Below are 25682 nucleotides of genomic sequence, written 5' to 3' on the forward strand. Positions count from 1 at the left end.
AGAATCGTGAGGAGGTACACGCGGGTGAGAAATCCCCAACACATCGCATCCGAGCAGGCTTACGTCGATGAGCTCTTCCGGCACCTGGATGCGGAGGTCACCGCAGCCCAAGAGAAGCTGGCTGCGGTGCAGCGCGACGTCGACCCAGACAACCCGGACTCGGACGCACTCGTGCGCCGCGAAACGGAGTACCACGGGCTCAACGCCAAACTCGATGCACTCAACATCGCCGAGGTGGGGCTGGTCTTCGGCCGCATCGACGTCGCCGACACGGACGTGGAGAATCCGGTCCCGGGGCGTCCTGGGCTCGAGCGGCGTTACATCGGTCGCATGGGGATGGACGATCGCGCGGACAACTACCGCACCCTCCTGCTGGACTGGCGCGCGCCACTGGCGCGGCCGTTTTACCTGGCAACCACGGCGCACCCCGAGGGCGTTGAACAGCGCCGCAACATCCGCATGCGCGGCCGCAAGGTGACGGCGGTGGATGACGAGGTCCTGTCTGGAGACAGCACCGACGCCGACCAGCCTGGTGCCGCAGAGTCAGCGACCGACGGCGGCAACGTCGGTTCCGAGGCCGCGCTGCGCCGCGCCATGAACACCGCGCGCACCGGCCACATGCAGTCCATCGTGGAGACGATCCAGCGCGAGCAGGACGAGATCATCCGCGACGCCACTCGCGGCGTCATGGTCGTCCAGGGTGGCCCCGGCACCGGTAAGACCGCAGTCGCGCTGCACCGCGTGGCTTACCTGCTGTACACCTGGCGCGAGCAGCTTTCGCGCACCGGCGTGCTCATCATCGGCCCGAACCCGACGTTTCTGGAGTACATCTCCCGCGTCCTGCCCGAGTTGGGCGAAACCGGCGTCGTCCTGTCCACCATCGAGGACCTCGTCCCCGGGTTCACGCCGGCGCGTGACGCGGAGCCGTTGGCTGCGCGCGAGGTCAAGGGCTCGGAGGAGATGGTCACGGTGCTCAAGCGCGCCGTGCAGGCCTTTGAGACGGTGCCCGAGCGCCCCGTCACCTTGAAGATCGACTCCGTCGACATCGAGGCCACCCCGGCGATGGTGAAGGCGGCACGCACCCGCGCCCGGCGTTCGCGCAAACCGCACAACCAGGCCCGCGAGTACTTCGCCGAGCACCTCACGCAGTCGCTCGCGGAGGCCCTGGCGGAGAAGATCGGCGCGGACCCGCTCGGCGGCCGCAACCTCCTCTCCGCCGCGGACGTGGACCAGCTGCACGACGACCTCGCCGACGACCCGCAGGTGATCGCGCTGGTGGACGAGCACTTCCCGGAGCTCGACCCCGCCGAGGTCCTCGACGTCACGCTCACGGACCGCGCGCGCATCGCAAAGGTCGCCGGGGACTACGACGCCTACACCCAAGACGCGCTCTACCGCGCGCCGGGTTCGGGGTTCTTCGCGTCGGACACCGCGCTTATCGACGAGCTGTCCGTCCTCATCGGCGTCGTCGCGCCCGAGGACCAGCGCGCGAAGGAGGACGCGCAGTGGCGCCAGCAGGTCGAGGAGGCCGCCGACGCCCTTGACGTGCTCGCGTCCTCCGAGTCCACGGACAACGACGACGACCAGTTCGAAGCGGAAATCCTTTCCGCTGCCGACGTCATCGACGCGGAGACCCTGGCAAGCCGCCAGCGCGTCACCGACATCCGCTCCACCGCGCAGCGCGCGCGGGCGGATCACACCTGGGCCTACGGCCACGTGATCGTCGACGAAGCGCAGGAGCTCTCCCCCATGGAGTGGCGAATGGTGTTCCGCCGGTGCCCGTCAAGGTGGATGACGCTGGTGGGCGACCCCGCGCAGACGTCGGCGCCCGCCGGCACGGACGACTGGGCCGCGTCACTCGCGCCGTTCGTCGGCGAGCGGTTTGTCACCCACGAGCTCACGGTAAACTACCGCACCCCCGCGGAAATCATGGAGTACGCGGGCGACGTCCTGGCGCAGATCGACCCGGAGGCGCAGGCGTCGGTAGCCATCCGCGAGACCGGTGTTCCGGTGCGCCGCCTGCCTGCCGGGACCGACCCGGAGTGGGTGCGCGTGGAGCTGCACCAGGGGGATGCGCAGGAGCAGCGCACCGTTGCCGTCATCGATGCCGCCAACGTGGCGCAGATGAAGGGGTTGGAGTTTGACCACGTCATCGTGGTCGATCCGGACAAAGTAGTAGAGGCCTCGCCACAGGGGTGGCAAGACCTCTACGTTGCCGCTACGCGAGCGACTCAGAGCCTGACGGTGATCGGCTAAGCGCCACCGTCAGCGCCCCGCCGCGCAGCGCGGCGGGGTCACCGTTACTTGACGGTGTGGACGATCATCACGTCGCAGTCGGACTGACGGGCAACGTCAGCCGGCACGGAGCCCAGCAGGCGGCCGGTCAGCGAGTTGATGCCGCGGTTGCCCACGACCAGCAGCTCAGCCTTGTTGTCGTTCACGATCGCCATGAGCGCCTCGACCGGGGTGCCCGGGCGGGTCGCGGTCTGCACATCCTCGACGCCGAAGGAGCGAGCGTGCTCAGCGGCCTCCTCGAGGTTCTTCAGCGCCTGCTCGTCGCCCAGAATCGTCACCGAGTCCTGGCGCAAGGCCTTGGAGGCGTCCTCTTCGGTGCGGTAGTACGCCGTGCCGATGACCAGCGTTGCCCCGAAGGCCGCTGCCATCCGTGCCGCGCGCTCCACAGCGAGGAGGGAGGACTTGGAGCCGTCGGAGCCGACGACGATGGTGTTGTAGTACTCAGCCATAGTGTCTGGGTGACCTTTCATCGAGTTTAGGAATCTGTGGACATGGTACTCCGGGTGCTCCGGGGAGGTTAGTTATGCCCCTCGGCCCTGGTATCTACCAGCATAACGTCCACCGGAGCCTTCTTTGCCACGCTCCCGGGGATGTTGCCAAATACCCGGCCAGCCAGCGAGCGCATCCCCTTATTGCCCACCACGAGCAGGTCGACCTCGTACTCCGAGACGGACTCAAGCAGCACGTTCGCCGGCTGGCCTGCCTTGGACACGACGTTGACCTTCGGGGCCTGCTCCTCCTCCGCGATCGCGCGGGCGCGGGTCAGGATCTCCTGGGCACCGGTCTCGGTCACGATGTCGATCTTGCTCAGCTCGGCGTTCGTGGAGTTCAGCATGGAACCGGACGCGGTGTAGTGCGCGCAGATCACGGTGAGCTGGGCGTCGTACACGCGGGCCAGGCTGGCTGCGGCGCGGACGGCCACCAGGGAGGTCGGCGAACCGTCGGTGCCCACGGCGATGGATGTGTAAGTGTGCATGATGGGTATTGCGCCCTTTCTCGTTCTAGTTTCCTGTGTCTTTCATACCACGGAGTTCCTTGCGCAGATCTGCAATCTCATCGCGGAGTCGGCCGGCGAGCTCAAACTTCAGCTCGCGGGCCGCGTCGCCCATCTGCTTCGTCAGATCGTCAATAAGCTTCTGCACCTCGTCGGAGGCCATGGTGGTCACGTCCGGCTTCTCTGCCACCGCTGCATCCGAGCTCAGGCTCGCCTGTTCCTCGGCATCGCCGTTTTCGTAGACCTGGTCGAGGATGTCGGCGATCTTCTTGCGCAGCGGCTGCGGGTCGATGCCGTGCTCCTTGTTGTAGGCCAGCTGCTTCTCGCGGCGGCGCTCGGTCTCATCGATCGCCTCCTGCATGGATTCGGTGATTGTGTCGGCGTACATGATGACCTCGCCGGAGACGTTGCGGGCCGCGCGGCCGATGGTCTGAATGAGCGACTTCGTGGAGCGCAGGAAGCCCTCCTTGTCCGCGTCCAGAATGGCCACGAGCGAGACCTCGGGCAGGTCGAGGCCCTCGCGCAGGAGGTTGATGCCCACGAGCACGTCGAACTCGCCAAGCCGGAGCTGGCGCAGTAACTCGACGCGCTGCAGCGTATCAATGTCGGAGTGCAGGTAGCGCACCTTGATGCCGTGGTCGAGCAGGTAGTCGGTGAGGTCCTCGGCCATGCGCTTGGTCAGCGTGGTCACGAGCACGCGCTCCTGTTTGTCCACGCGCTGGCGCACCTCGTCGATGAGGTCGTCGATCTGCCCCTTCGTCGGCTTGACGGTCACCTTCGGGTCCACCAGTCCGGTCGGGCGGATCACCTGCTCGACGTACTCGCCCTGCGCGGCCTCGAGCTCGTAGTCGCCCGGGGTCGCCGACATGTACACGGTCTGCCCTACGCGCGCCTCGAACTCGTCGAAGGTCAGGGGCCGATTATCGACGGCACTGGGCAGGCGGAACCCGAACTCCACGAGGTTTCGCTTGCGCGACATGTCGCCCTCAAACATGCCGCCGATCTGGGGCACGGTCACGTGGGACTCATCAATGATGGTGAGGAAGTCCTCCGGGAAGTAGTCAATGAGCGTGGCCGGCGCGGAGCCGGGGCCGCGGCCGTCCATGTGCCGCGAGTAGTTCTCAATACCGGAGCAGAACCCCACCTGCTGGATCATCTCCAGGTCGTACTCGGTGCGCATCCGCAGGCGCTGCGCCTCGAGGAGCTTGCCCTTGCTCTCCAGTTCCTCGAGCCGGTCGGCGAGCTCCTCCTTGATCGCCTGGATCGCCTTTTCCATGCGTTCCTCGGTGGCCACGTAGTGGGTGGCCGGGAAGATGCGCACCTCGTCCTCCTGGCTGAGTACGTCGCCCGTGAGCGGGTGGATGTAGTAGAGCGAGTCGACCTCGTCGCCGAAGAACTCGACGCGCACGGCGACCTCCTCGTAGGCGGGGATGATGTCGACGGTGTCGCCCTTGACGCGGAAGGTGCCGCGCTTGAAGTCGATGTCGTTGCGCTCGTATTGGACGTCCACGAGCAGACGCAGGAACCGGTCGCGCTCGACCTCCTCGTCCACGCGCAGCACGATCGAGCGGTCCAGGTAGGACTGCGGAGTGCCCAGGCCGTAGATGCAGGACACGGAGGAGACGACGACCACGTCGCGGCGGCTCAGCAGCGCGGAGGTTGCGGAGTGGCGCAAGCGCTCCACGTCATCATTGATGGACGAGTCCTTCTCAATGTAGGTATCGGTCTGCGCGATGTACGCCTCCGGCTGGTAGTAGTCGTAGTAGGAGACGAAATACTCGACGGCGTTGTTGGGCAGTAGCTGCCGCAGCTCGTTTGCCAGCTGCGCGGCCAGCGTCTTGTTCGGCGCCATCACCAGCGTGGGCCGCTGCTGCTGCTCAATCAGCCACGCCGCCGTCGCGGACTTACCTGTGCCCGTGGCGCCCATGAGCACGACGTCCTCCTCGCCGCGGCGCAGCCGCTCGTCCAGCTCCGCGATCGCGGCGGGCTGGTCGCCGGACGGTTCGAACTCGGAGACCACCTCAAACGGCTTTTCGCGCCGCTCAATCTCGCCGACGGGGCGGAACTCGGAGTGCGCAAGGACTGGGTGTTCTGCAGCGAAAGCCATGGCTGTCAGCATACTCGCCGCTCCCCAACTGCTCCGCTGCCGCCGTGCCAGAATGAGGCACATGCTTTCTACGCTGATCCCCCACGGTTTCCAGATCCGCGAGCACGTCATCCGCGTCCCCTGGGACCGCACTGACGCGTCGCTAGGCACCCTCGAGCTCTTCGCGCGCGAGCTGTACACCGACCCCGACGCGCCGCCCCTCGCCTACTTCCAGGGCGGCCCCGGCAACCCCGGCCCGCGCATGCTCATGGGGTGGATCCCCGAGGCACTCAAGCACTACCGCGTCTTCCTCATCGACGAGCGAGGCACCGGCCGTTCCACCAGGATCGATGCGACGCAGTGCACGCTTCTCGACGCCGCGCATCTCTCCCGCCTCCGCCCACCCGACATCGCCGCCGACGCCGAGGACCTGCGCCGCCACCTTGGCTTTGACACCTGGGACATCCTGGGCAACTCATTTGGCGGGATCTGTGTCGGCGCCTACCTCTCCTACTTTCCGGAGGGCATTGGGCGCGCGATGATGACTGGCGTGGTCCCGCCGTTCGGGACCACGCCGGAGGAGTTCAACCGCCAGTCGGTGGCGCTCATGGCCCAACGCGTCGAGCGCTTCTACGCCGCGGTGCCGTGGGCCGAAGGGCGTGTCCGGGAGGTGTGCGCGCACCTGGCGGACACCGAGGAGTTTCTGCCCACCGGCGAGCGGCTCACCCCGGAGCGCTTCCGCTTCGTGGGCGTGCGGCTCGGCGAGGAAACTGGTGCGGACACGCTTGCCATGCTGCTCGAAGCACCGTTCCACCGCGGCGCGCACAAGCGGCTGCGCACCGACTTCCTCGCTGCGGCGGGCGCGATGCTCAGCCTGGCGCCCAACCCCCTATGGGCCGTGGTCCACGACCAGATTTTCGCCGGCCTGACCCCGCGTCCCACCAACTGGCCCGGCGCCCGGACGTACGAGGAGGCCGAAGGGTTTTCGGTCCACGCGGACCCGCGGAGCGACGCTCCCTTCTATCTGCTGGGCAACGCCTTCTTCCCGTTCCACTTCGACCAGGACCCTGCGCTCCGCCCGTTCCGCAAGGCGGTGGAGGGTATTGCGCAACGCACCGGCCAGCGCCCCAGCGTGGACGCCGACGCGCTGCGCGCGAACGACACACCCGCCGCCGTCCTGCTCTACGAGGACGACCTTTTCGTCCCCTTTGACTACGCCCGCGCCCAGGCGGCGCAGATTCCCAACCTGTCCGTCACCACGCACCCGACGTACCAGCACGACGGCATCTATCTCCACGGCGACGAAGTGTTCCGCCAGGTGCACGCCGCGTTGCCCCCGGATAGGGCGTAATTGCGAACGATTCCCTGACTCCGCGTCAGGGAGTTGCGACTCCTTCCAGCTATTTATACGGTCATTGTTATGACTCCAGCCCACCCATATGACGCGGCGCGCGCCGCCATCGCCGCCTCCGGCTTGCGGCAGCGCGACGTCGCTCAGCACTTGGGCATTGACGCGAGCAAACTCTCAAAGTCCCTCTCCGGGGTGCGGCGCTTCACCGCAACGGAGCTGGCCCTCCTGGCCGACCTCACCGGCGTCCCCGCCCGGGAGCTCGCCGTCCACGGCGAGCCACGCCCACCGCGCCAGCACGACGCACGGCGCGACCAGGCACGGCGCGACCAGGCGCGATCAAGCCGCCGGCACGCCATTGTCAGCGCCGCGTGGCCGCTGTTTGCGGCGCACGGGTACCAGCCAGTGACCGTGGCCGACATCGCCGCCGCCGCGGGCATGTCCGCCTCCGCCGTGCACTACTACTTCCCCACCAAGAACGAGATCTTCCTGGCTACCTTGGATGCCTGTTCGCTGCAGGGCATTGCGCGCCGGGCGTCAGCGCACGCGGTCGCAGACCCGGTCGACCGGCTCAACGCGCTCTTCGCCGTCCAACTCGACGGCTCCCCGGAGGCGCATCGCGAATGGGCAACCTGGGCGCAGTTCTGGTCCTCCTCCGCCATTTTCACCGATGCGCACGACGCCACCGAGATCGCGTACTCGCGCTGGCAGCGGGAACTCCTGCCTGTCGTGCAAGAGGGCATAGACAACGGCACCTTCCGGGCCGGGGACCCCCAGACCATGGTCACGGCGCTGACCGCGCTCATCGACGGCCTGGGGATCCGAATGCTCGCGGGCGACCTCAGCCCGGCCGACGTCCACGCGGTGGTCACCGGCAGCATCCGCGGCTGGATCACGCACAGCGATAGCGGCGGCGCAGGCCGCGAGCCAGCAAGCTCGCCCCCAGACGTTGCCCCCGCCCGAGATTCCCAAGCACACGAAAGCAAGGTGTGAACGACATGTTGCAATTGAGCCGCAGGCAGCTGCTGCAGGCCACGGTGATGGGAGGCGCGACGCTCGCGCTCGCATCCTGTTCCACCGCACCCGTCGACGACATTGATACCTCCGGCCCACCCAAGCAGGGCGGCACGCTGCGCATCGGACTCGTCGGCGGCTCGTCCACGGATACCGTGGACGCGCACGTGCCCACCAGTACGAGCGACGCCGCGCGCGTGATCAATTTGTACGACGCGCTGGCGCGCCGCGACGACGACTACAACCTGGAGTACCGCCTCGCGGAGGCGATCGAGCCGAACGCGGACGCCACCGAATGGACGATCACGCTGCGCGAGGGCGCGCAGTTCTCCGACGGCCGCCCCGTCCGGCCCGAGGACGTCATGTTCTCCTACGACCGCATCCGCGACCCGCAGGACCCGAAGTCCGGCGCGGCCTCGATCTCCCACATCGACAGCATGGAGGTGCTGGACAACCGGCGGCTGCTCATTCGGCTCGCGGTCGCGGACGCCGCGTTGGTCGATTCGCTCGCGGAGTATCAGATGGGCATCGTCCCCGAAGACTACGACCCGGAACATCCAATCGGCGCCGGCCCGTTCACGCTCGAGGACTTTACGGCGGGCCAGTCCACCACACTCGTGCGCAACGACAACTACTGGGCCGGCCCCGCGCACCTGGACGCGGTGCGCATCATCGACTTCCAAGAGGAGGACGCCATGCTCAACGCGCTGCTGTCTTCCCAGGTGGATGCGATCGGCAGCCTCAACCACGCGCTCGCCCGCGTCATCGATGAAGACCCGCGCCTGAGCACGCTCATCTCTGAAACCGGCATGTGGCTGCCGCTGACCATGCGCGTCGACGTCGCCCCGTTCGACGACGTCCGCGTGCGTCAGGCGATGCGCCTCGCGGTGAACCGGCAGCAGATGGTCGACCAGGTCTACTCCGGCCAGGGCCAGCTGGGCAACGACATGTTCGCGCTCTACGACGAGGCCTACCCCCGGGACTTCCCGCAGCGAGAACAGGACGTGCAGAAGGCGAAGGAGCTGCTCGCGGAGGCCGGTTACCCGGATGGCATCGAGGTGGACCTGGTCACCTCCGAGATCCAGTCTGGCGCCGTGCGCACCGCCCAGGTCTTCGCCGAGCAGGCCCGCGAGGCAGGCATCACCGTCAACATCCAGCAGGTGGATTCCTCCACGTTCTACGCGTCCGGAAACTACCTGGAATACCCGCTCGCGCAGTCGTTCTGGTACACGCGCAACTTCCTTCAGCAGGTCAACCAGTGTGCCACGGCGGACTCCCCGTTCAACGAGACGCATTGGGTGCGCGAAGACTTCACTCAGCGGGTGCATGAGGCGCGCGCGATCGTCGATAAGCCCGAGCGCGAGGCACGCATCCGAGAACTACAGCAAGAGCTTTACGACGAAGGCGGCTACATCATCTGGGGCTTTGCCAACCAGGTCGACGCGTACCACAACTACGTGGTCGGGCTCACGCCGCACCCGAGCGGTGTGCCGCTGTCGCAAGCAATGTTCCACAAAATCTGGCTCGCGGAGGCATAACATCATGGGCAAATTCATTCTGCGCCGACTCGCGGTGAGCATCTTCATCCTCATCGCCGTGTCCATCATCATCTTCTGCGCCACGCTGCTGCTGCCGGGCTCCCCAGCCACGGCGATCCTCGGCCAGCAAGCCACGCCAGAGCGCATCGCCGCGCTGGAGGCCGAGATGAACCTGGACAAGCCCCCGCTGCAGCGCTACTTCATGTGGCTCGGCGGCATCTTCACCGGGGACCTGGGGACCTCGACGTCCACCGGCGGCCCGGTCGCGGACTTGCTCGGCGAGCCGCTGGCCAACTCGCTCGTGCTCATGGTGCTCGCGGCCGTCGTGGCCATCCCAGTTGGCATCCTGGTTGGCATCTACGCCGCCTGGTGGCGCGGCACCAAGCGCGACCAGGCGATCACGTGGGTGACGCTGATCCTCGCCGCCATGCCGGAGTTTGTCATCGGTATCGCGCTGATCACGCTGTTTGCCACCTCCGTGTTCAAGGTGCTCCCGGCGGTCACGATGTCCCCGCCCGGCAGCCACGTCTGGGAATTCCCGTCCCAGCTCATCCTGCCCACGATCACGCTCGCGCTGGTGGTCAGCCCGTACATCGCGCGCATGACCCGCGCGACGATGGTGGAAACGCTGGACTCCGGCTACGTCGAGATGGCGCGTCTGAAGGGCGTGCCCGAGCGGCGCGTCATCTTCCGCCACGCGCTGCCACACGCGGTCGGGCCGATCGCGCAGGTGGTGGCCATCCAGCTTGCGTGGCTCGCCGGCGGCATCGTCGTCGTAGAGTACCTGTTCCGCTACCCCGGCTTGGGCGTCGCGCTCATTGACGCCGTGAATTACCGCGACGTCCAAGTCGTGCAAGCCGTGTCCCTCCTGATCGCCGCCGTCTACGTTGTGGTGAACCTCATCGCGGACATCGTCAGCATTACGGCCAACCCGAAACTGAGGAGCTAGCAATGACCACACCGAATACCACCGGTGCCCACAGCACCGCAGGCAACGAGCCCGCTGACGAGTTCGAGACGCTCAAGGAATCCGCGTCCAAGCCCGCGCCGGTGCTCGCCCGCATCTGGGCAATCCCCGAGGGCAAGGTCGGGCTCGTCCTCACCTCCCTCATCGTCGTGTGCACCGTCATCGGCTACCTCTTCGCGGAGCAGCTCACCGGCTACTCCACCACCGAGTTCCTCGGGCTGCCGTTCACCGGCGAGGGCACATTCGGCACCGACAACCTCGGCCGTTCGGTCTTCTCCCGGTTCATCGCCGGCGGCTTGGTCCTGCTAGTCACCGCGTTTTTGGCCACCGCGCTCGGCATGCTCGTCGGCACGCTCATCGGCATGGTCGCCGGCTACGCGGGCGGTTGGGTCGACGCGGTCCTCATGCGCATCAACGACGTCGTGCTCGCCTTCCCGCAGCTCATCTTCGCCATGCTGGCGATCGTCATCTTCGGACCCTCCGCCACCGTCCTCGTGCTGGTGATCGGGCTCACCCACGCGCCACGCATCGCCCGCGTCGCCCGCGCGTCCACAATGTCGGTGACCAACGAGGACTACATCCGCGCCGCCCAGATGTACTCCATGCCGCACTGGCGCATCCTTCTCCGCGAGATCCTGCCCAACATCACCGGCCCCCTCGCCGTCGAAGCCGGCCTGCGACTCACCTACTCCATCGGCTCCATCGCCTCGCTGTCCTTCCTCGGTCTAGGCATCCAACCGCCCGCCGCGGACTGGGGCTTGATGATCAACGAGAACCGCATCGCACTCTCGCTCCAGCCCTGGGGCGTCATTTTGCCGGTCGCGGCCATCGCGCTGCTCACCATCGGCACCAACATGCTTGCCGACGCCACCGCGCGCGCCACCGCGTCCACCGCCATGCCCGCGCGCCCCACGCCCGAGCAGCTCGACGCCGCGCGGAAGCCGAAGAACGAGCCCATCCGCCACGACGCACCTACCGCCACCGAGTCCGAGGAGGCCCAACGATGACCACCGCGATCACCACCCCCACCGACGCCGCCGGCACCGTACTGAGCGTCCGCGACCTGCGCATCCGCGCCAACGACGGCACCGAAATCCTGCACGGCATCGACTTCGACCTGCACCGCGGCGAGATCGTCGGCCTGGTCGGCGAGTCCGGCTCCGGCAAGACCACGGCGGGTCTCGCCGCGCTCGGTCACTGCCGCGAGGGGCTTTCGCTTACCGACGGCACCGTCACCCTCCACACCCGCAACGGCGACACCGTCGACGTCCTCGGCCTCGGCGAGGACGGCTTGCGCCAGCTGCGCGGCGCCCGCGTCGCCTACGTGCCCCAGGACCCCGCGCTGAGCCTCAACCCCACCATGCGGATCGGCGAGCAGATCTCCGAGGTGCTGGACCAGCACAACTACGACGGGGACGCCGCCGCGCGCGTCCGCGAAGTCATGCGGGACGTCGACCTGCCGGACGACGACGCGTACCTCGCGCGCTGGCCCCACCAGCTCTCCGGCGGCCAGCAGCAGCGCGTCGGCATCGCGATGGCGTTCGCGATGCACCCCGACGTGCTCGTCCTCGACGAGCCCACCACCGGCCTCGACGTCTCGACCCAGGCGCACGTGTTGGAAACGATCCGCGAGATGACCGTCCGCCACGCCGTCGCCTCGCTCTACATCACGCACGACCTCGCCGTCGTCGCGGAGCTGGTCGACCGCGTCATCGTCATGCTCCGCGGCGACATCGTGGAGGAAGGCCCCGTCCAATCGGTCCTGTACTCCCCGCAGCACCGCTACACCCAGCGGCTGCTCGCCTCCATCCCGGACCTCGCGGGGAAGAAGAACCTCGCCGGGCGCGAGGCGAGCGGCGCGGACAAGGGTGGCGCGGGGGCGTCGATAAGCAAGGGCCCGGCCCCGCTCCTGCAGGTCCGCAACCTGGAGATGTCCTACGGCGACAACAAGGTGCTCCACGGCATCGACCTCGAGCTCAACGAGGGCGACTCGATCCTGCTGCTCGGCGAGTCCGGGTCGGGCAAAACCACCCTCGCGCGCTCCATCGCGGGGCTGAATCCCGGGTACACCGGCACGGTCGCGCTCGGGGGCGAGGAACTCGCGCACGGTAGCCGCAAGCGCACGCTGGACCAGCGCCAGGCGGTGCAGTACATTTTCCAGTCCCCGTTCTCCTCGCTGAACCCGCGGCGCACGATCGGCGAGTCGCTGAGCGTGCCGATGCAGCTGTCGAAGCGCCTGCCCAAGCGCGAGCAGCGCGACGTGGTGTACGAGGTACTCGAGGCCGTGCAGCTCGACCCCAGCTTCTACGACCGCCGGCCCGGCGACCTCTCCGGCGGCGAGCGCCAGCGCGCGGCGATCGGCCGCGCCCTGGTCAACGCCCCGTCCGTGCTCGTGTGCGACGAGGTGACCTCCGCGCTCGACGTTTCCGTGCAGGCCTCCATCCTGCGCCTGCTGGCCAAGCTGCGCCGCGAGCGGGGCCTGTCCATGCTCTTTGTCACCCACAACATCGCGCTTGCCCGCCACGTGGCCACGCGGATCGCGGTGCTGAACAAGGGCGTGATCGTGGATGCCGGCACCGTCGACGAGGTCCTGGAGAACCCGCAGCACGACTACACCAAGCACCTGCTCGCGGACGTCCCCTCGCTGTAGCGGCCCGCTAGGCTGGTGGATGATCTGACCCCAGCCTAGGAAGCGAGCCGCCGTGCACTCCTTGCCAGTCCACCCCGCCACCGCCGACCTCAAGCCGCTGCCCCTGCCGCCGCTCGGGCAGACACTCGGGGCATACCGCACCGCGCTCTCCGCGGTACTCAGCGAGGAGGATCTCGCCCAAGCCACTCGCGTCATCGAGGATTTCGCGCAGGGCGATGGGCCGCTTCTCGACGCCACCCTGCGCGACCGTGCCGCCGCCCGCGAGAAGGAAGGCACGAACTGGCTGCACGACGAGTGGTACGAGGGGTACCTGGAAAACCGGGAGCCACTGCAGCTGAGCACGAACGTTGGGTTCCAGCTCGCGCCCTTCGGGGACGGCACAGGTACGAGCCGGGTTGCCAGCGCCGTGCAACGCATCGCCACTGTGCACCTGCAGGCCGCGGCGCAGCAGGTTCCCGAAGACGTAGACGCGCGCGGCAACCGCATCACCATGAACCAGTGGTTTGTCTACAACGGCGGCGTCCGCCACCCGAACGTCGACGTGGACGGCGTCACTGTATGCGATCGCGACGCCGCGGATCGGGAAATCGGCGTGTTCGTGCGCGGTCGCCTCTTCGCCCTGCCGATCAGCGACGCCGACGGCAACGTCGCGCCGCTTGACCAACTCTCCTCAGCGTTCGACGAGCTGCTGTCCACCGATGAGGCCGCCGACTTCAACGCAGACTTCAACGCTGCGTCGCTGATCGGGTCCGGCCCGCTTGGCGACGCCCTCTCGGGCCTCTTCACGCAGAACCCCGGCACCTACGCGCGCCTCCGCGACCTGTTGTTCACCGTGGACCTCGTGGAGGCCGCGGGCTGCAGCGACGCCGCGCTCCTGGCGGACCTGACGTTCCGCCCGCGCGGCGCTTGGACCTACAAGCCGCTGAGCTACCAGTTCGGGGTGGACAGCCCGTGGACCGCAGTCCACGTCGAGCACAGCTGCCAGGACGGGGCGACACTGGTCACGGCGCTTACGCGGATGCACGACGCCGACGTCACCGAGTCCGCGTCGATGACCGCGCGTGCCCCGCAGGAGCTGCGCTGGGAGTTAGACAGCAACATCTCAGACATTGCGCGCGAGGTGCGCTCGTACACCAACATCACCGGCGACGACGCGCAACCGTACACCGCCGAGATCGTCGCCGTAGACATCAACCAACCGGACGACCTACCGTTGAAGTTCAGCCGCGACGCGAGCGCACAGCTCATCCTGTCCATCGCGCAGCAGCTCACCTACGGCCGCGTGCGTGCGGTGTACGAGGCCGTTGACATGCGCGAGTTCCGCGCCGGCCGCACCGAGTGCCTACGCGCGGCGACCCCCGAGGCCGTCGCCTTCGCCCGCCACCTGGTGGACGGCGATGCCACCCAGGAGCAGCTCGTGGCCGCTGTCGACGCCCACCGCGCGTGGGTGAAGCGTTGCAAGTCCGGTAACGGGTTTGACCGCCACATTCAGATGCTCGAGCGCCTCGACGAACGGTTGCCCCCGGCGGAGTTCTTCACCGACGAGACCACCATCGCGGCGCGCCAGGACTTCCTCTCAACCACCTCGATCGGCGGCGCGGACCAGATCGTGCGGTACGCCTTCGCGCCGACGCTGCCCGAGGGCTTCGGCGTGGCCTACACGCCGCTGCCGAAGGCCACCGAGTACTGCGTGTCCTTCAACGCGGACACCGCGGAACGGCCCGAGAAGTTCCTGCGTAACCTCGCGCGCGCGGCCGAGCTGCTCTGGGAGTTCTGCGCGGACCTCTAGCGGGGCCGCTCGCCGGCTAGGCGCCGGCGACGCAATGGCTACGCGCCGGCGAAACCCGTAAACCCCGTGGCGCGGCGCGTCGCCGCCAGCCACTGCTCGAGCTCGCCGGCGTCGAGCCATTGCTCGTACAAGTCGGAGTCGGGCGAGGACATCAGCTCACGGACCTGGTGCTCCAGCCAGCGTCGGTCGCGGAACGAAAATTCAAACGCCAGAGCCTCGTGGAACTCTTCGGAGGGCAGGTTGCCGTTCATCACGGCAACGAGGGCGACGACGACCTCGGCCTGGCCCGAATCAAGGGGCAGCTCGCGGCAGGCGAAGCGGAACTTATCCATGCGGAACGTGCCATTGGCAAGCTGACGCACGGCGTCGCGCGCGTGGTCATTATCAAACGGCCCATAGTTCCACGTTCCCATGGCCAGTTAGCTTAAGACCGGCTGGTTGCAGGTTGCTTTCCGTAAAGCGAACAATACTTAAACGTCAAGCAATATGTTGGTAATCCGGTTTGCCAACGTGTCTACCTGCTGTGCAAGTTTGTCCTCCGTGCCGTTATTATCCAGCACCACGTCTGCCGCTGCGCGGCGCTCGACTTCCGGGATTTGCCGCGCGATGCGGTTGCGCGCGTCGGCCTCGTCCAGCCCGCGGTGCGCCACCAGGCGCCGCACGCGTTCCTCCGGATTCACGTCGACCACGACGGTCATGTCCATGTCCTGGTCCATGCCGAGCTCCACGAGCAGCGGCATGTCGTATACCGCTGCCCGCTCCCCAGCGGCCTCCAGCGCGGCGAACCTGCGGGCGGATTCCGCACGGATCGCTGGGTGGGTGATGGCGTTGAGTCGCTGTGTCGCCTCCTCCGAGGCGAATGCGCGGCGGGCCAGTTCCGCCCGGTCCAGCGCGCCGTCCGGCCCGAGCAGGTCGGCGCCGAATTCCTCCGCCACTGCGGCGAGGACGGGCGAGCCGGGTTCCATGTTGTCGCGGGCCACCTGGTCGGCGTCAACGACGGGAAAGCCACGCTGGCGCATAAGCGCCGCGACCGTGGACTTGCCGCTGCCGATGCCGCCGGTCAATCCGATCATGTACATGGGCACCGATGATAGAGCAAAGCGGCCCGCGCCCCGTCGATAAGCGACTGGGTGCGGGCCGCCGTGCGACCTCACATGGAGGATTTAATTGCCGGTGAGCTTGTCGCGCAGTGCGGCGAGCTGCTCATCCGAAGCCAGGGAGCCCATGGACGACTCTGCCGGCTCCGCTGCCGGAGCTGCAGCGTTGGAGTCGGAAGAGTAGTTTGCCTGGTCTGCTGCCTGGTCGGCGGCCTCTGCGGCTGCGGCGCGGTGACGCTCCACCTGGCCGGCGTGCGCCTGGTGGCGACGCTCTGCCTCGGCGTAGCGTGCCTCCCACTCCTGGCGAGCCTCGTCGTAGCCTTCCATCCACTCGTTGGTCTCCGGGTCGAAGCCCTCCGGGAAGATGTAGTTGCCCTGCTCGTCGTAGGAGTCGGCCATGCCGTAGCGGGACGGATCGAACTCCTCGGTGAAGTCCTCGTCAGCCTGCTTGAGGGACAGGGAGATGCGGCGACGGTCCAGGTCGATGTCGATGACCTTGACCATGACCTCTTCGCCCACGTTGACAACCTGGTCCGGCACCTCGACGTGGCGCTGAGCCAGCTCGGAGATGTGGACGAGGCCCTCGATGCCCTCGTCGACGCGAACGAACGCACCGAACGGGACGAGCTTGGTGACCTTGCCCGGGACGATCTGGCCCACGGCGTGGGTGCGTGCGAACACGCGCCACGGATCCTCCTGGGTTGCCTTCAGGGACAGGGACACGCGCTCGCGGTCCAGGTCCACGTCGAGCACCTCGACGGTGACCTCGTCGCCCACGGTGACAACCTCGGACGGGTGGTCGATGTGCTTCCAGGACAGCTCGGACACGTGGACCAGGCCGTCGACGCCGCCAAGATCGACGAAGGCGCCGAAGTTGACGATGGAGGACACGACGCCCTTGCGGACCTGGCCCTTCTGCAGCTGGTGCAGGAAGTCGGAGCGGACCGCGGACTGGGTCTCCTCCAGGTAGGCGCGGCGGGACAGCACGACGTTGTTGCGGTGCTTGTCCAGCTCGATGATCTTCGCCTCGAGCTCCTGGCCGATGTACGGCTCCAGGTCGCGGACGCGACGCATCTCAACCAGCGATGCCGGCAGGAAGCCGCGCAGGCCGATGTCCAGGATGAGGCCGCCCTTGACAACCTCGATGACCGTACCGGTAACCGGCTGGTCGTTGTTCTGCAGCTCCTCGATGGTGCCCCAAGCACGCTCGTACTGAGCGCGCTTCTTGGACAGAATCAGGCGACCTTCCTTGTCCTCCTTGGTCAGGACAAGCGCGTCGATCTCGTCGCCGACCTCGACAACCTCGTCCGGGTCGACGTCGTGCTTGATGGACAGCTCGCGGGTCGGGATGACACCTTCGGTCTTGTAGCCGATGTCAAGGAGGACCTCGTCGTGGTCAACCTTGACAACCTTGCCACTGACGATGTCACCGTCGTTGAAGTACTTGATGGTGGCGTCGACTGCAGCGAGAAATTCCTCAGGGCCACCGATGTCATTGATAGCAACCTGGGGTGCGTTAGTAGTGCGCATAAGTATATGTGCTCCGAAATGAATAGGAGATCGAAATTGGACAGGGGCGCATCTCTCCACCCAGTTCAAATTCCAATGGGGGGCTTGACGTGGGAAAGATCTCGCGCGAGGATCGACCCAGGCCCTCCTATTACGGCCGGTGTCGCCCCGATACGTCGATGCGCCCCTGCAAGGGTAGTCCGTTTCACCTGCTTAAGCAAATAATATCCGTCATGCACAATTCCGATCATTCGCTTATCGACGCCACCGTCACCCCCTCCGCGGCAAACCGCCAATTCTGGGACGATGACGCGGCACGCTACCACGCCGATCACGCGGCGTACCTGTCAAGTTTCTACTGGTGCCCGGAGATGCTCCACGAGTCGGAGGCACGCCTCCTCGGCGACCTCGCCGGGCGCAGCGTGCTGGAGATCGGGTGCGGCTCCGCCCCGTGCAGCGCGTGGCTTGCTCGCCCCGAGCAAGGCACCGGTTTTGTCACCGGATTCGACATTTCCGCGGGCATGTTGCGCCGCGCGCCCACCGGACTCCCCCTCGCACAAGCGGACGTGCTCGCCCTCCCGTACCGCGACGCCGCCTTCGACGTCGCATTCTCCGCCTTCGGCGCGCTGCCGTTCGTCGCCGACCTCGACGTGGCCCTCTCCGAGATCCGCCGCGTCCTGCGCCCCGGCGCACGCTTCGTCTTCAGCGTCACGCACCCCATGCGCTGGGTCTTCCCCGACGACCCCGTCTCCACCACCGCCGAGATCAGCTACTTCGACCGCGCTTACGAGGAGCGCGACGCCGAGGGCCGATTGACCTACGCGGAATACCACCGCACGTTCGGCGACTGGGTCCGCGCCCTCCGTACAGCGGGACTGCCGCTTGTCGACGTCACCGAGCCAACCTGGCCGCCCACCCTCACAAAAACCTGGAGGCAGTGGTCACCGGAGCGCGGCGCGCTCTTCCCGGGCACAGCCATCTTCGCTACCCAGGCGGTCTAAGCTTCACTTCCCACACTCTCAGCTTCTCCCCGAACCCAACACCCCCATATAGGGGCACTTGCACCGCTCCTTGAAGTGAGATGACCATTTACCGCTTTTCCGAGAAAATCGACCTATACACAGCCAACTTGCAGGTCAAGATATTTCCACATCGTGAGACTCGTCATAAAATATAAATGCTTCTTCATACCTGAGTTTCACGTAAGGCGAACCCGGCAATTCGCTCACAACATGTTAAACTCGCTCTTGGTTTTCGAAGCTCGCCCCTCTGGTAAGGGAAGACCACTGAGGCGGGAAAAACATCGAAAACCCTTCCCCGCTCACAGGGGGTTTAAGTGAAAAGGGAAGCACAGCGTGGTGGAGGGGGTTCGCCACGCGATCGGGGGGAAGGGGGATGCAGCATTCCCCGGAATGCTGCGCGAGAGGCGGGCACGAGATTAACGGCCCTGGTGCCCGCCTCCTCGTCCCTCAGCGGCGGCTCTGCCCGCAGCTGAGCGCGAAAGGCGCGGGGTGAACTGCACGGAGACGGCTCACCCCGCGATTTTCCGTGCGTTTAGTGCGCCGCCTCGTTCCAGTTCGTGCCCGTGCCGGCGGAAACCTCGAGCGGCACCAGCAGCGAGATCGCCCCATCCATTTCTCGCTCGACGATCCCGCGCACCTCGTCGAGCTCACCCGCGGCAACCTCGACGACAAGTTCGTCGTGCACCTGGAGCAGCACTCGCGACTGGTAGCCCGCGAGCGCCCTGTCGACGCGGACCATCGCAACCTTAATGATGTCCGCAGCCGTCCCTTGGATCGGCGCGTTGAGCGCCGCGCGCTCCGCGTTCTCGCGCGCGACCCGGTTATCACTGTTCAGCTCAGGCAGGTAGCGGCGGCGGCCGAACAGGGTTGAGGTGTAGCCGTCGCGCCGCGCCTGCTCGACCACCTCATCCAGGTAGCGCTTCACACCGCCGAAGCGCTCGAAGTAGCTCTCCATGATCTGCTTCGCTTCGCCCGCTGAGATGCCCAGCTGGTTCGACAGCCCGTAGGCCGACAGCCCGTACACCAGGCCGTAGCTCATCGCCTTCACGCGACGGCGCAACTCGGGCGTGACCTGGTCGATCGGCACGTCGAAGACGCGCGAGCCCACGAAGTTGTGGAGGTCCTCCCCCTCCTTGTACGCCTCGATAAGGCCCTCGTCGCGCGACAGGTGCGCCATCACGCGCATTTCAATCTGCGAGTAGTCGGCCGTCAGCAGGCATTCGTAGCCCTCGCCGACCCTGAAGGCGGAGCGGATTTCGCGGCCCGCGTCTGTCCGCACCGGGATGTTTTGCAGGTTCGGGTCCGCGGAGCTGAGCCTGCCTGTCGACGCCACCGTCTGCTTGAACGTCGTGTGGATCCGGCCGTCGTCGCCGACCGCCTTGATGAGGCCCTCGATGGTGGACTTCATCTTTTGGTACTCGCGGTGCAGCAGCAGGTAGTCAAGGAACTCGTGCGGGTGCTTCTCCGCCAGCGCCTCGATTTCCGACGCCGCCGTCGAGTACCCCGTCTTCGTCTTCTTCGTCTTCGGCAGCTCGAGCTTGTCAAAGAGCACCACGGAGAGCTGCTTCGGGCTGGACAGGTTGAGCTCGGGCTCGTCGACAAGCTCGCGCGCCTTCTCCTCCACCTGGGTGACCTTGTCGGCGAAGTCCTTGCGCTGCGCCTCGAGCACGTCGCGGTCCACGGCGATGCCGGTGTGCTCCATCTCGGCGAGGACTGGCACCAACGGGAGTTCCAGGTCCGCGTAGAGCTCGTACTCCGCGATGTCGCGCAGCTGCGTGGTGAGTTCCTCGGCGAGTTCGAGGACGGCCGCGGCGGCGTCGATAAGCGAGGTGTCCTCGAGCAGACTCAACTGGTCCCCGCCCACGGTGAGCTGGCGCTGCAGGTGGCGCTGGTAGACATCCTCGAGGCCGTACGTGCGCTGGCCGGGCCGCAGCAGGTAGGCCGCGATCGCCGTGTCGTGCGCGATCCCGCACAGCTCGATCTCGCGCCCGCGCAGCATGTGGTACGCGCCCTTCGCGTCGTGGAGGTACTTCGGGTCCTCCGACTCCAGCCAGGCTTTGAGCGCCGCGTCCTCGGCCGGGGAAAGCTCGGCAGTGTCTCGCTGGATGCCGTGCCTTTGCTTATCGACGATCCCCAGCCCCGTCACATCACCACCCGCCGGCACCGCGGAACCAGCCAGGTACACGGCGAGCCCCTCCCCGCGGCGGGCCTCGAGCCAGGAGTCCAGCGGCTCGTCCGCAATCTCGACATCCGCGAGCTCCACCGGCGCCTGTTGCTCAGCCGCATCGCCCTCGGTCGGCACGGCCTTGAGCACGCGCTCGCGCAGGTTGGCGCCGAACTCCAGGTCATCGAACGCCTTGGAGACCTCCCCCACGTCCGCGGTTGTCAGCGCCAGCTCGTCCGGGCCGACCGGCAGCTCGACGTCCGTGACCATCTGGGTGAGCTCGCGGTTGAGCTGCACCTGCTCGATGCGTTCGCGGAAGTTGTTCCCGGCCACGCCCTTGATCTCGTCGGCGTGGGCGATGAGCTCCGCGAGCGAGCCGTACTTCACGATCCACTTCGTCGCCGTCTTCTCGCCCACCTTCGGCACGCTCGGCAGGTTGTCCGACGGGTCTCCGCGCAGCGCCGCGTAGTCCGGGTACTGCTCAGGCGTGAGGCCGTACTTGTTCTCCACCTCTTCCGGGGTGAACCGGGTGAGCGTGGAGACGCCGCGGGTTGGGTAGAGGATGGTCGTGTGGGCGTCGACAAGCTGCAAATAGTCGCGGTCACCGGTGACGATGACGATTTCGTAGTCGCCGCGCGCCTGGGTGACCAGCGTTGCGACAATATCGTCGGCCTCGAAGTTCTCCTTCGACAGCGTGACAATCCCCAGAGTGTGCAGCACGTCCTCGATGATCGGGACTTGGCCCTTGAACTCCGGCGGCGCCGACTCGCGCTGCGCCTTGTACTCCGGGAAGCGCTCCGTGCGGAACGTCTTGCGGCCGACGTCAAAGGCGACCGCGACGTGCGTCGGGGCCTCGTCGGCGAGGATGTTGGCAAACATGGAGAGGAAGCCGTACACCGCGTTCGTGTGCTGCCCGCCCGTGGTGGAGAAGTTCTCCGCCGGCAGGGCGTAGAAGGCGCGGAAGGCCATGGAGTGGCCGTCGATGAGCAGGAGGCGTTTTTGATCAGTCACGGTGCACCAGTCTAGCGACCGCCCACGCCACGCAATTTCCAGATCCTCGCGCACATCCGCTACACTTTTCCGCGAGCCCCAGTAGCCCAATTGGCAGAGGCAACGGATTCAAAACCCGTCCAGTGTGAGTTCGAGTCTCACCTGGGGCACGCTGTGAAGTCTCGAGACATCGTTCCGGTTATGTCTCGGGGCTTCTTTAATTTTTGTTGCCCGGGTTGGGGTTGAGTTCGTTGTCTTTTTGGTTGTAGTAGATCTTGTCCGGTGTCAATGTGTAGTGGGCTATGTGTTGCCCCGTGGCCGTGATTTTGATGTCTGCGGTGTTGTCTACGCACATGATGGTGATGGGTTCTCCGGCCCATCGGCGTCCGATGTAGAGGCGTCTGAGTTGGCCGCCCCATCGCAGTGTTGTTTTGCCGTTTTTGGCGACTTTGTCGGTTCGCAGGCGGTAGTCATGAGCCTTGATGTCTGGTCGGGGGTGCGCTTTGGGTAAAGCGTTGTAGGCCTCCGCAGGGGTAGATCACCCTGGCGTGGGCCCGGATTGCAACTTACATAGGCACAGTATATATTTACGCTATGCAGATTGACGAACAAACACAGCTCGCCAACAGCCTCGTGTGGGCCAGCAGCCGCTTCGCACGGACCGCATATCAAGCAACGCCGGTACAACTCTCGTACGTCTCGCTGCGCGCGATGTCCGCACTCAATCGCGAGCCCGGACTTCGCGTCGGAGAACTCGCACGTCGTGAGGGTATCACACAGCCGTCCATGAGTCAGGCAATCAAGAAGCTTGTCGACGGCGGCTTCATCACCCGCCACCCCTCGCCCGAAGACGCGCGCGCCGCGGACCTCATGATCACCGACAAGGGCCGCGACATTCTCCTGAAGTACCGCAACGACTCCGCCGCCCAGATTCTGCCTGTGCTGGACACGCTGAGCGACGACGACATCGCCGTGCTTCACCGCGCCTCCGAACTGCTCCAGCAGATCACCGAGGAACTCTCCGAGAAGCGCTAGCGCATCTGCATTCCTACTTACCGAGGTCGGCAATCCAGTCGACCCCACCACATTTGTCATGCCCAAAAACAAGGAGGTTTTCATGTCCAACGCTGGTTTGGAAGACGCCGAACCGCATTCAATGCTGAAGCAACCAATCGCTGTGTGGGCCCTCGCGTTCGCCTGCACGGTCTCGTTTATGGGCATCGGCTTGGTCGATCCGATTCTGCCTGCAATCAGCCGCGAACTCGACGCGTCCCCCACGCAGACGATGCTGCTGTTCACCAGCTACCTGCTCATCACGGCACTCGCAATGTTTTTCAGCGCCTTCATCTCCTCGCGAATCGGAGTCAAGGTCACACTCTTGATTGGCCTCGCACTCATCGTCGCCTTCGCGTTTCTGTGCGGCGCCGCCGGCTCCGTCGACGCCATCATCGGGTTCCGCGCCGGCTGGGGCTTGGGCAACGCCCTGTTCATCTCCACCGCGCTCGCGGCGATCGTGGGCGCCGCCGCAGGCAGCGCCGGCCAAGCCATCATCCTCTACGAAGCGGCGATGGGCATCGGCCTCGCCGTCGGCCCGCTAGCCGGTGGACTCCTCGGCGAGATCTCTTGGCGAGCCCCCTTCTACGGCACCGCCGCCCTCATGGCCATCGGCTTTCTCGCAATCGCGACGCTCCTCAAGCGCAAGTCCAACAATCCCGCCCCCGTCGAATTCAGCGCAGGCTTCGTCGCGCTCAAGGAACCGGCACTGCTCACGCTCGGCCTGGTCGCGTTCTTCTACAACTTCGGCTTCTTCACGCTTCTGGCGTACTCCCCGTACCCAATCGAGGAGGCCGCCTCGCTCGCAGGCAAGGACTTCGGCGCCATCGAGCTTGGATTCGTCTTCTTCGGCTGGGGCCTCACGCTCGCCATCTCCTCGGTGTTCCTCGCACCCCGCCTCGTACAATGGCTCGGCCTCTTCCCCGTGCTGCACCTGATCCTCGGCGGCTTCGGCGTTTTGCTCGCCTGCCTCGGTTTCGCCGCGCTGCACCTCACGGCGGTCGTCACCCTGGTCATCATCGCCGGCATCTTCATCGGCGTCTTCAACACCGTGCTCACCGAGGCCGTCATGGAAGCCACCCACCTCCCCCGCAACGTCGCCTCCTCTACGTACTCCGGACTGCGCTTCCTCGGCGGCGCCATCGCCCCCGCGGTGTCCGGCCCGCTCGCCGCTGCCCTCGGTGCGGGCGTCCCGTACTGGTTCGGCGCGGCGTCGCTGGTCCTCTCCCTCGCAATCCTGCTCGTGGGCAAGCGCAACCTGGGTCGCCTCGCTTAACGACGCCACCGCCCCAGCGCATGCGTGTTGGCGCCAGGGGCACTGGCGCTAACACGAAAGCGACGGCACGCTACCCATCATCCGGCGGGTCCGGGGTACGAAACGGCGCCCGCGCGGCGTGATCCACCCCAGTCGGCGTGACCCGACCCGACGGCGAGACCCACACAATCCGCCCACCACGACGCTGCGTCCGCCCACGCGACGGCCGACCGGCCTGATAATTGTGATACCGACACAACCACCCCAAATTCCCCACCTCAGTCTCACCCCCATGCTGATGCTCCACCATATGATGCGCATCGCACTGTGACGCCGGCACATCACAATCCTTCCACGTACACGTAAGCGAATCCGCCAACATCATCTCCCGATGCTTCCGATGCGCAAACCGCACGTCATACGCATTCACCGGCCCATCAGCCGCCCCCACCAAAATCACCGACCCCAACTCAGCCAAACGCATCCGCACAAACGCCGCACCGGAGACCACCACACCATTGTCAAACCGCACCTGGACGTCATCACCCGCCCCCGCGATGACCTTCACATACTCCCCCAGGTCCAAATTCGCAGTCACCCGCACCACATACTCCGCCCGCGGACACTCATCAGACAACCAGCCGACCACATCATCTTTCGCCGCATCAAACAACCCCTGCACCGCAAGCGAGGGACCAGTGACCTTCAACGTGGCCATCCCATCACCATGCTGGCGCACCCGCACCCCAGGCGTGCGCGCAGGCGCCGGGCACAACTCCCGCTTCAACTGCCCAGCAACACGGCGCACACACGCCAAATCACCACTGGTGGCACACAGCGTTTCAATAAACCGCCACCGGTTCGTCGCATCTGTAATCGAGCGCGACGCACGCGCAATATAGGCCAACGTATCCACCCGATGCCCGCACTCACGAGCCCCTGCCACCGCCCGGGCCTGGTAGCGCGAGTGCGACGTCGGCGCGTACAACATGCGGGCGGCAACGACTAGCTGGGCGGCGCGGTCGGGGGCGACGCCGGCGTCGATAAGCGTATTTGCAGACTTGTCAGCGGCCGCGGCGACGTAGTCAACGCCGGCGCGGTCGTGGGCCACAAGGTCTGCAATCACATCCATACCCAGCACCATACGGGCCTGTGACCAGCGCAAACAAGCACTTGTGAGAAGACTCCCAAAACATCCGCAGAAGGGAACCGCGGGCCTACATATTGCGTCTAATACTGGTTAAGGGTTTTCCGCGTGCCTCGCCGATGGGACAATGGTCCACCCGCTTGGTTAGGATGTTCGCATGCGCCAGACCATTCTTGCCGGCACCATCGCTGCCGCACTCGCTGTATCCACTGTCCAGTTCAGCCCCCTCGTCCCGGCCGCCGCCGCTGCGGAGGCGGGAGAGAACGGGGGCGATGGGGCGTCGTCAAGCACTCGCCCCAAGGGCAACAAGCCCGGCGACCCCGCGCCCGGCCTGAAGCCGCTGGACTACGACGAAGAGAAGGATCCCATGCACCTGGATCCGGACAAGAACCCGGTGAAGAAGGTGTCGAGCTCCGAGATGTTCCTGGATTGGACCAAGGACATGGAGGAGGGCGACGGCAAGGACGTCGTGCAGGCGTGGGCGAAGAACTCGTCGGTGCCGGATACCGCGAACCCGTGGGAGCTGGCGAAGCAGGAGGTGCAGGGCTCGTCGATGATGTCGTCCGGCTTTTTTACCGGTGACTTCGCGCAGAGCTCCGCGGGGTCGAGCCGCGCTGCGTCGTCCGTCATCCCGGTCATGCTGGGCCTGCTGGTGATCGGCCAGCTCGTGGAGCTGGTGATGCGCGGCATCCGCATGGCGCAGCAGTAGCTACGCCGCACGGCATGGCGACTTCCCCGCCGACACCGTTGCGAGTAATATACAG

Annotated in this window: 20 protein-coding genes, 1 tRNA gene and 1 pseudogene; 13 read left to right on the plus strand and 9 right to left on the minus strand. The window is 66.2% G+C overall.

The window, feature by feature from the left end; translation table 11 throughout:
- The first annotated feature begins 24 nt into the window (after nt 1-24).
- On the plus strand, nt 25-2256 hold the full coding sequence (locus CKJ82_RS02280) for a HelD family protein (RefSeq protein ID WP_240510646.1): 2232 nt from the start codon (nt 25-27) through the stop codon (nt 2254-2256).
- A gap of 44 nt (nt 2257-2300) precedes the next feature.
- Here the strand turns inward: CKJ82_RS02280 and CKJ82_RS02285 are convergent, their stop codons facing one another.
- From CKJ82_RS02285 to uvrB, 3 genes are all read right to left on the minus strand, one after another.
- Complete coding sequence (locus tag CKJ82_RS02285; protein WP_095536867.1) at nt 2301-2744, minus strand: universal stress protein; 444 nt, start codon at nt 2742-2744, stop codon at nt 2301-2303.
- A 68-nt stretch (nt 2745-2812) separates the two neighbouring features.
- Nucleotides 2813-3271 (minus strand): universal stress protein, encoded by a 459-nt coding sequence (locus CKJ82_RS02290; protein WP_095536868.1) that lies wholly within the window; start codon nt 3269-3271, stop codon nt 2813-2815.
- Between the two features lie 25 nt (nt 3272-3296).
- A complete protein-coding gene (uvrB, locus tag CKJ82_RS02295; RefSeq protein ID WP_095278830.1) occupies nt 3297-5396 on the minus strand; it encodes an excinuclease ABC subunit UvrB in 2100 nt (699 codons plus the stop codon).
- Between the two features lie 61 nt (nt 5397-5457).
- On the opposite strand from uvrB, the gene CKJ82_RS02300 reads away from it, so the two are divergent.
- The 7 genes from CKJ82_RS02300 (at nt 5458) to CKJ82_RS02330 (ending at nt 14681) form a co-directional block, all read left to right on the plus strand.
- Nucleotides 5458-6726 (plus strand): alpha/beta fold hydrolase, encoded by a 1269-nt coding sequence (locus tag CKJ82_RS02300; protein WP_165765361.1) that lies wholly within the window; start codon nt 5458-5460, stop codon nt 6724-6726.
- A gap of 69 nt (nt 6727-6795) precedes the next feature.
- Complete coding sequence (locus CKJ82_RS02305; RefSeq protein WP_095536870.1) at nt 6796-7716, plus strand: TetR family transcriptional regulator C-terminal domain-containing protein; 921 nt, start codon at nt 6796-6798, stop codon at nt 7714-7716.
- A 5-nt stretch (nt 7717-7721) separates the two neighbouring features.
- Nucleotides 7722-9275 (plus strand): ABC transporter substrate-binding protein, encoded by a 1554-nt coding sequence (locus CKJ82_RS02310; protein WP_095278857.1) that lies wholly within the window; start codon nt 7722-7724, stop codon nt 9273-9275.
- Between the two features lie 4 nt (nt 9276-9279).
- Nucleotides 9280-10224 (plus strand): ABC transporter permease, encoded by a 945-nt coding sequence (locus CKJ82_RS02315; protein WP_095536871.1) that lies wholly within the window; start codon nt 9280-9282, stop codon nt 10222-10224.
- Nucleotides 10225-10226: 2 nt separating this feature from the next.
- On the plus strand, nt 10227-11249 hold the full coding sequence (locus CKJ82_RS02320; protein WP_095536872.1) for an ABC transporter permease: 1023 nt from the start codon (nt 10227-10229) through the stop codon (nt 11247-11249).
- The gene (locus CKJ82_RS02325) at nt 11246-12892 is read left to right on the plus strand and encodes an ABC transporter ATP-binding protein (RefSeq protein ID WP_095536873.1); all 1647 of its coding nucleotides are present in this window, start codon (nt 11246-11248) and stop codon (nt 12890-12892) included. Before CKJ82_RS02320 ends, CKJ82_RS02325 begins: the two co-directional genes overlap by 4 nt.
- Before the next feature lie 52 nt (nt 12893-12944).
- A complete protein-coding gene (locus CKJ82_RS02330; protein ID WP_095536874.1) occupies nt 12945-14681 on the plus strand; it encodes a choline/carnitine O-acyltransferase in 1737 nt (578 codons plus the stop codon).
- A 38-nt stretch (nt 14682-14719) separates the two neighbouring features.
- Here CKJ82_RS02330 and CKJ82_RS02335 read toward each other — a convergent pair whose 3' ends face one another.
- From CKJ82_RS02335 to rpsA, 3 genes are all read right to left on the minus strand, one after another.
- A complete protein-coding gene (locus CKJ82_RS02335; RefSeq protein ID WP_095278823.1) occupies nt 14720-15094 on the minus strand; it encodes a DUF4259 domain-containing protein in 375 nt (124 codons plus the stop codon).
- A gap of 57 nt (nt 15095-15151) precedes the next feature.
- Nucleotides 15152-15760, minus strand: a complete 609-nt coding sequence (gene coaE, locus CKJ82_RS02340; RefSeq protein ID WP_095536875.1) for a dephospho-CoA kinase — start codon at nt 15758-15760, stop codon at nt 15152-15154.
- Between the two features lie 84 nt (nt 15761-15844).
- Complete coding sequence (gene rpsA, locus CKJ82_RS02345; protein ID WP_095278821.1) at nt 15845-17308, minus strand: 30S ribosomal protein S1; 1464 nt, start codon at nt 17306-17308, stop codon at nt 15845-15847.
- Between the two features lie 212 nt (nt 17309-17520).
- Here rpsA and CKJ82_RS02350 point away from each other — a divergent pair, with 212 nt between their 5' ends.
- A complete protein-coding gene (locus CKJ82_RS02350; RefSeq protein WP_095536876.1) occupies nt 17521-18288 on the plus strand; it encodes a class I SAM-dependent methyltransferase in 768 nt (255 codons plus the stop codon).
- Between the two features lie 553 nt (nt 18289-18841).
- On the opposite strand, the gene polA is transcribed toward CKJ82_RS02350, so the two are convergent.
- Nucleotides 18842-21484, minus strand: coding sequence for a DNA polymerase I (gene polA, locus CKJ82_RS02355; RefSeq protein WP_095537051.1), 2643 nt, complete (start codon nt 21482-21484; stop codon nt 18842-18844).
- A gap of 75 nt (nt 21485-21559) precedes the next feature.
- On the opposite strand from polA, the gene CKJ82_RS02360 reads away from it, so the two are divergent.
- Nucleotides 21560-21633 (plus strand) — tRNA-Leu (locus CKJ82_RS02360).
- Nucleotides 21634-21680: 47 nt separating this feature from the next.
- On the opposite strand, the pseudogene CKJ82_RS02365 reads toward CKJ82_RS02360, so the two are convergent.
- Nucleotides 21681-21998: pseudogene (locus tag CKJ82_RS02365) on the minus strand (IS481 family transposase); the annotation flags it as partial.
- Nucleotides 21999-22057: 59 nt separating this feature from the next.
- Here CKJ82_RS02365 and CKJ82_RS02370 point away from each other — a divergent pair.
- Both CKJ82_RS02370 and CKJ82_RS02375 read left to right on the plus strand, forming a co-directional pair.
- Nucleotides 22058-22498 carry a MarR family winged helix-turn-helix transcriptional regulator gene (locus tag CKJ82_RS02370; protein ID WP_095536473.1) on the plus strand — a complete coding sequence of 147 codons (441 nt, stop codon included), beginning with the start codon at nt 22058-22060 and terminating at the stop codon, nt 22496-22498.
- An 82-nt stretch (nt 22499-22580) separates the two neighbouring features.
- Nucleotides 22581-23792: an MFS transporter gene (locus CKJ82_RS02375; RefSeq protein WP_095536877.1), complete on the plus strand. Its 1212-nt coding sequence runs from the start codon at nt 22581-22583 to the stop codon at nt 23790-23792.
- A gap of 70 nt (nt 23793-23862) precedes the next feature.
- Here CKJ82_RS02375 and CKJ82_RS02380 read toward each other — a convergent pair whose 3' ends face one another.
- Nucleotides 23863-24903, minus strand: a complete 1041-nt coding sequence (locus CKJ82_RS02380) for an HNH endonuclease signature motif containing protein (RefSeq protein WP_095536878.1) — start codon at nt 24901-24903, stop codon at nt 23863-23865.
- 172 nt (nt 24904-25075) lie between these two features.
- Here CKJ82_RS02380 and CKJ82_RS02385 point away from each other — a divergent pair, with 172 nt between their 5' ends.
- Nucleotides 25076-25627, plus strand: coding sequence for a hypothetical protein (locus CKJ82_RS02385; RefSeq protein ID WP_095276195.1), 552 nt, complete (start codon nt 25076-25078; stop codon nt 25625-25627).
- Nucleotides 25628-25682 lie beyond the last annotated feature (55 nt).

Origin of the sequence: Corynebacterium gottingense (assembly GCF_002285125.1) — a bacterium.
GTDB lineage: Bacteria > Actinomycetota > Actinomycetes > Mycobacteriales > Mycobacteriaceae > Corynebacterium > Corynebacterium gottingense.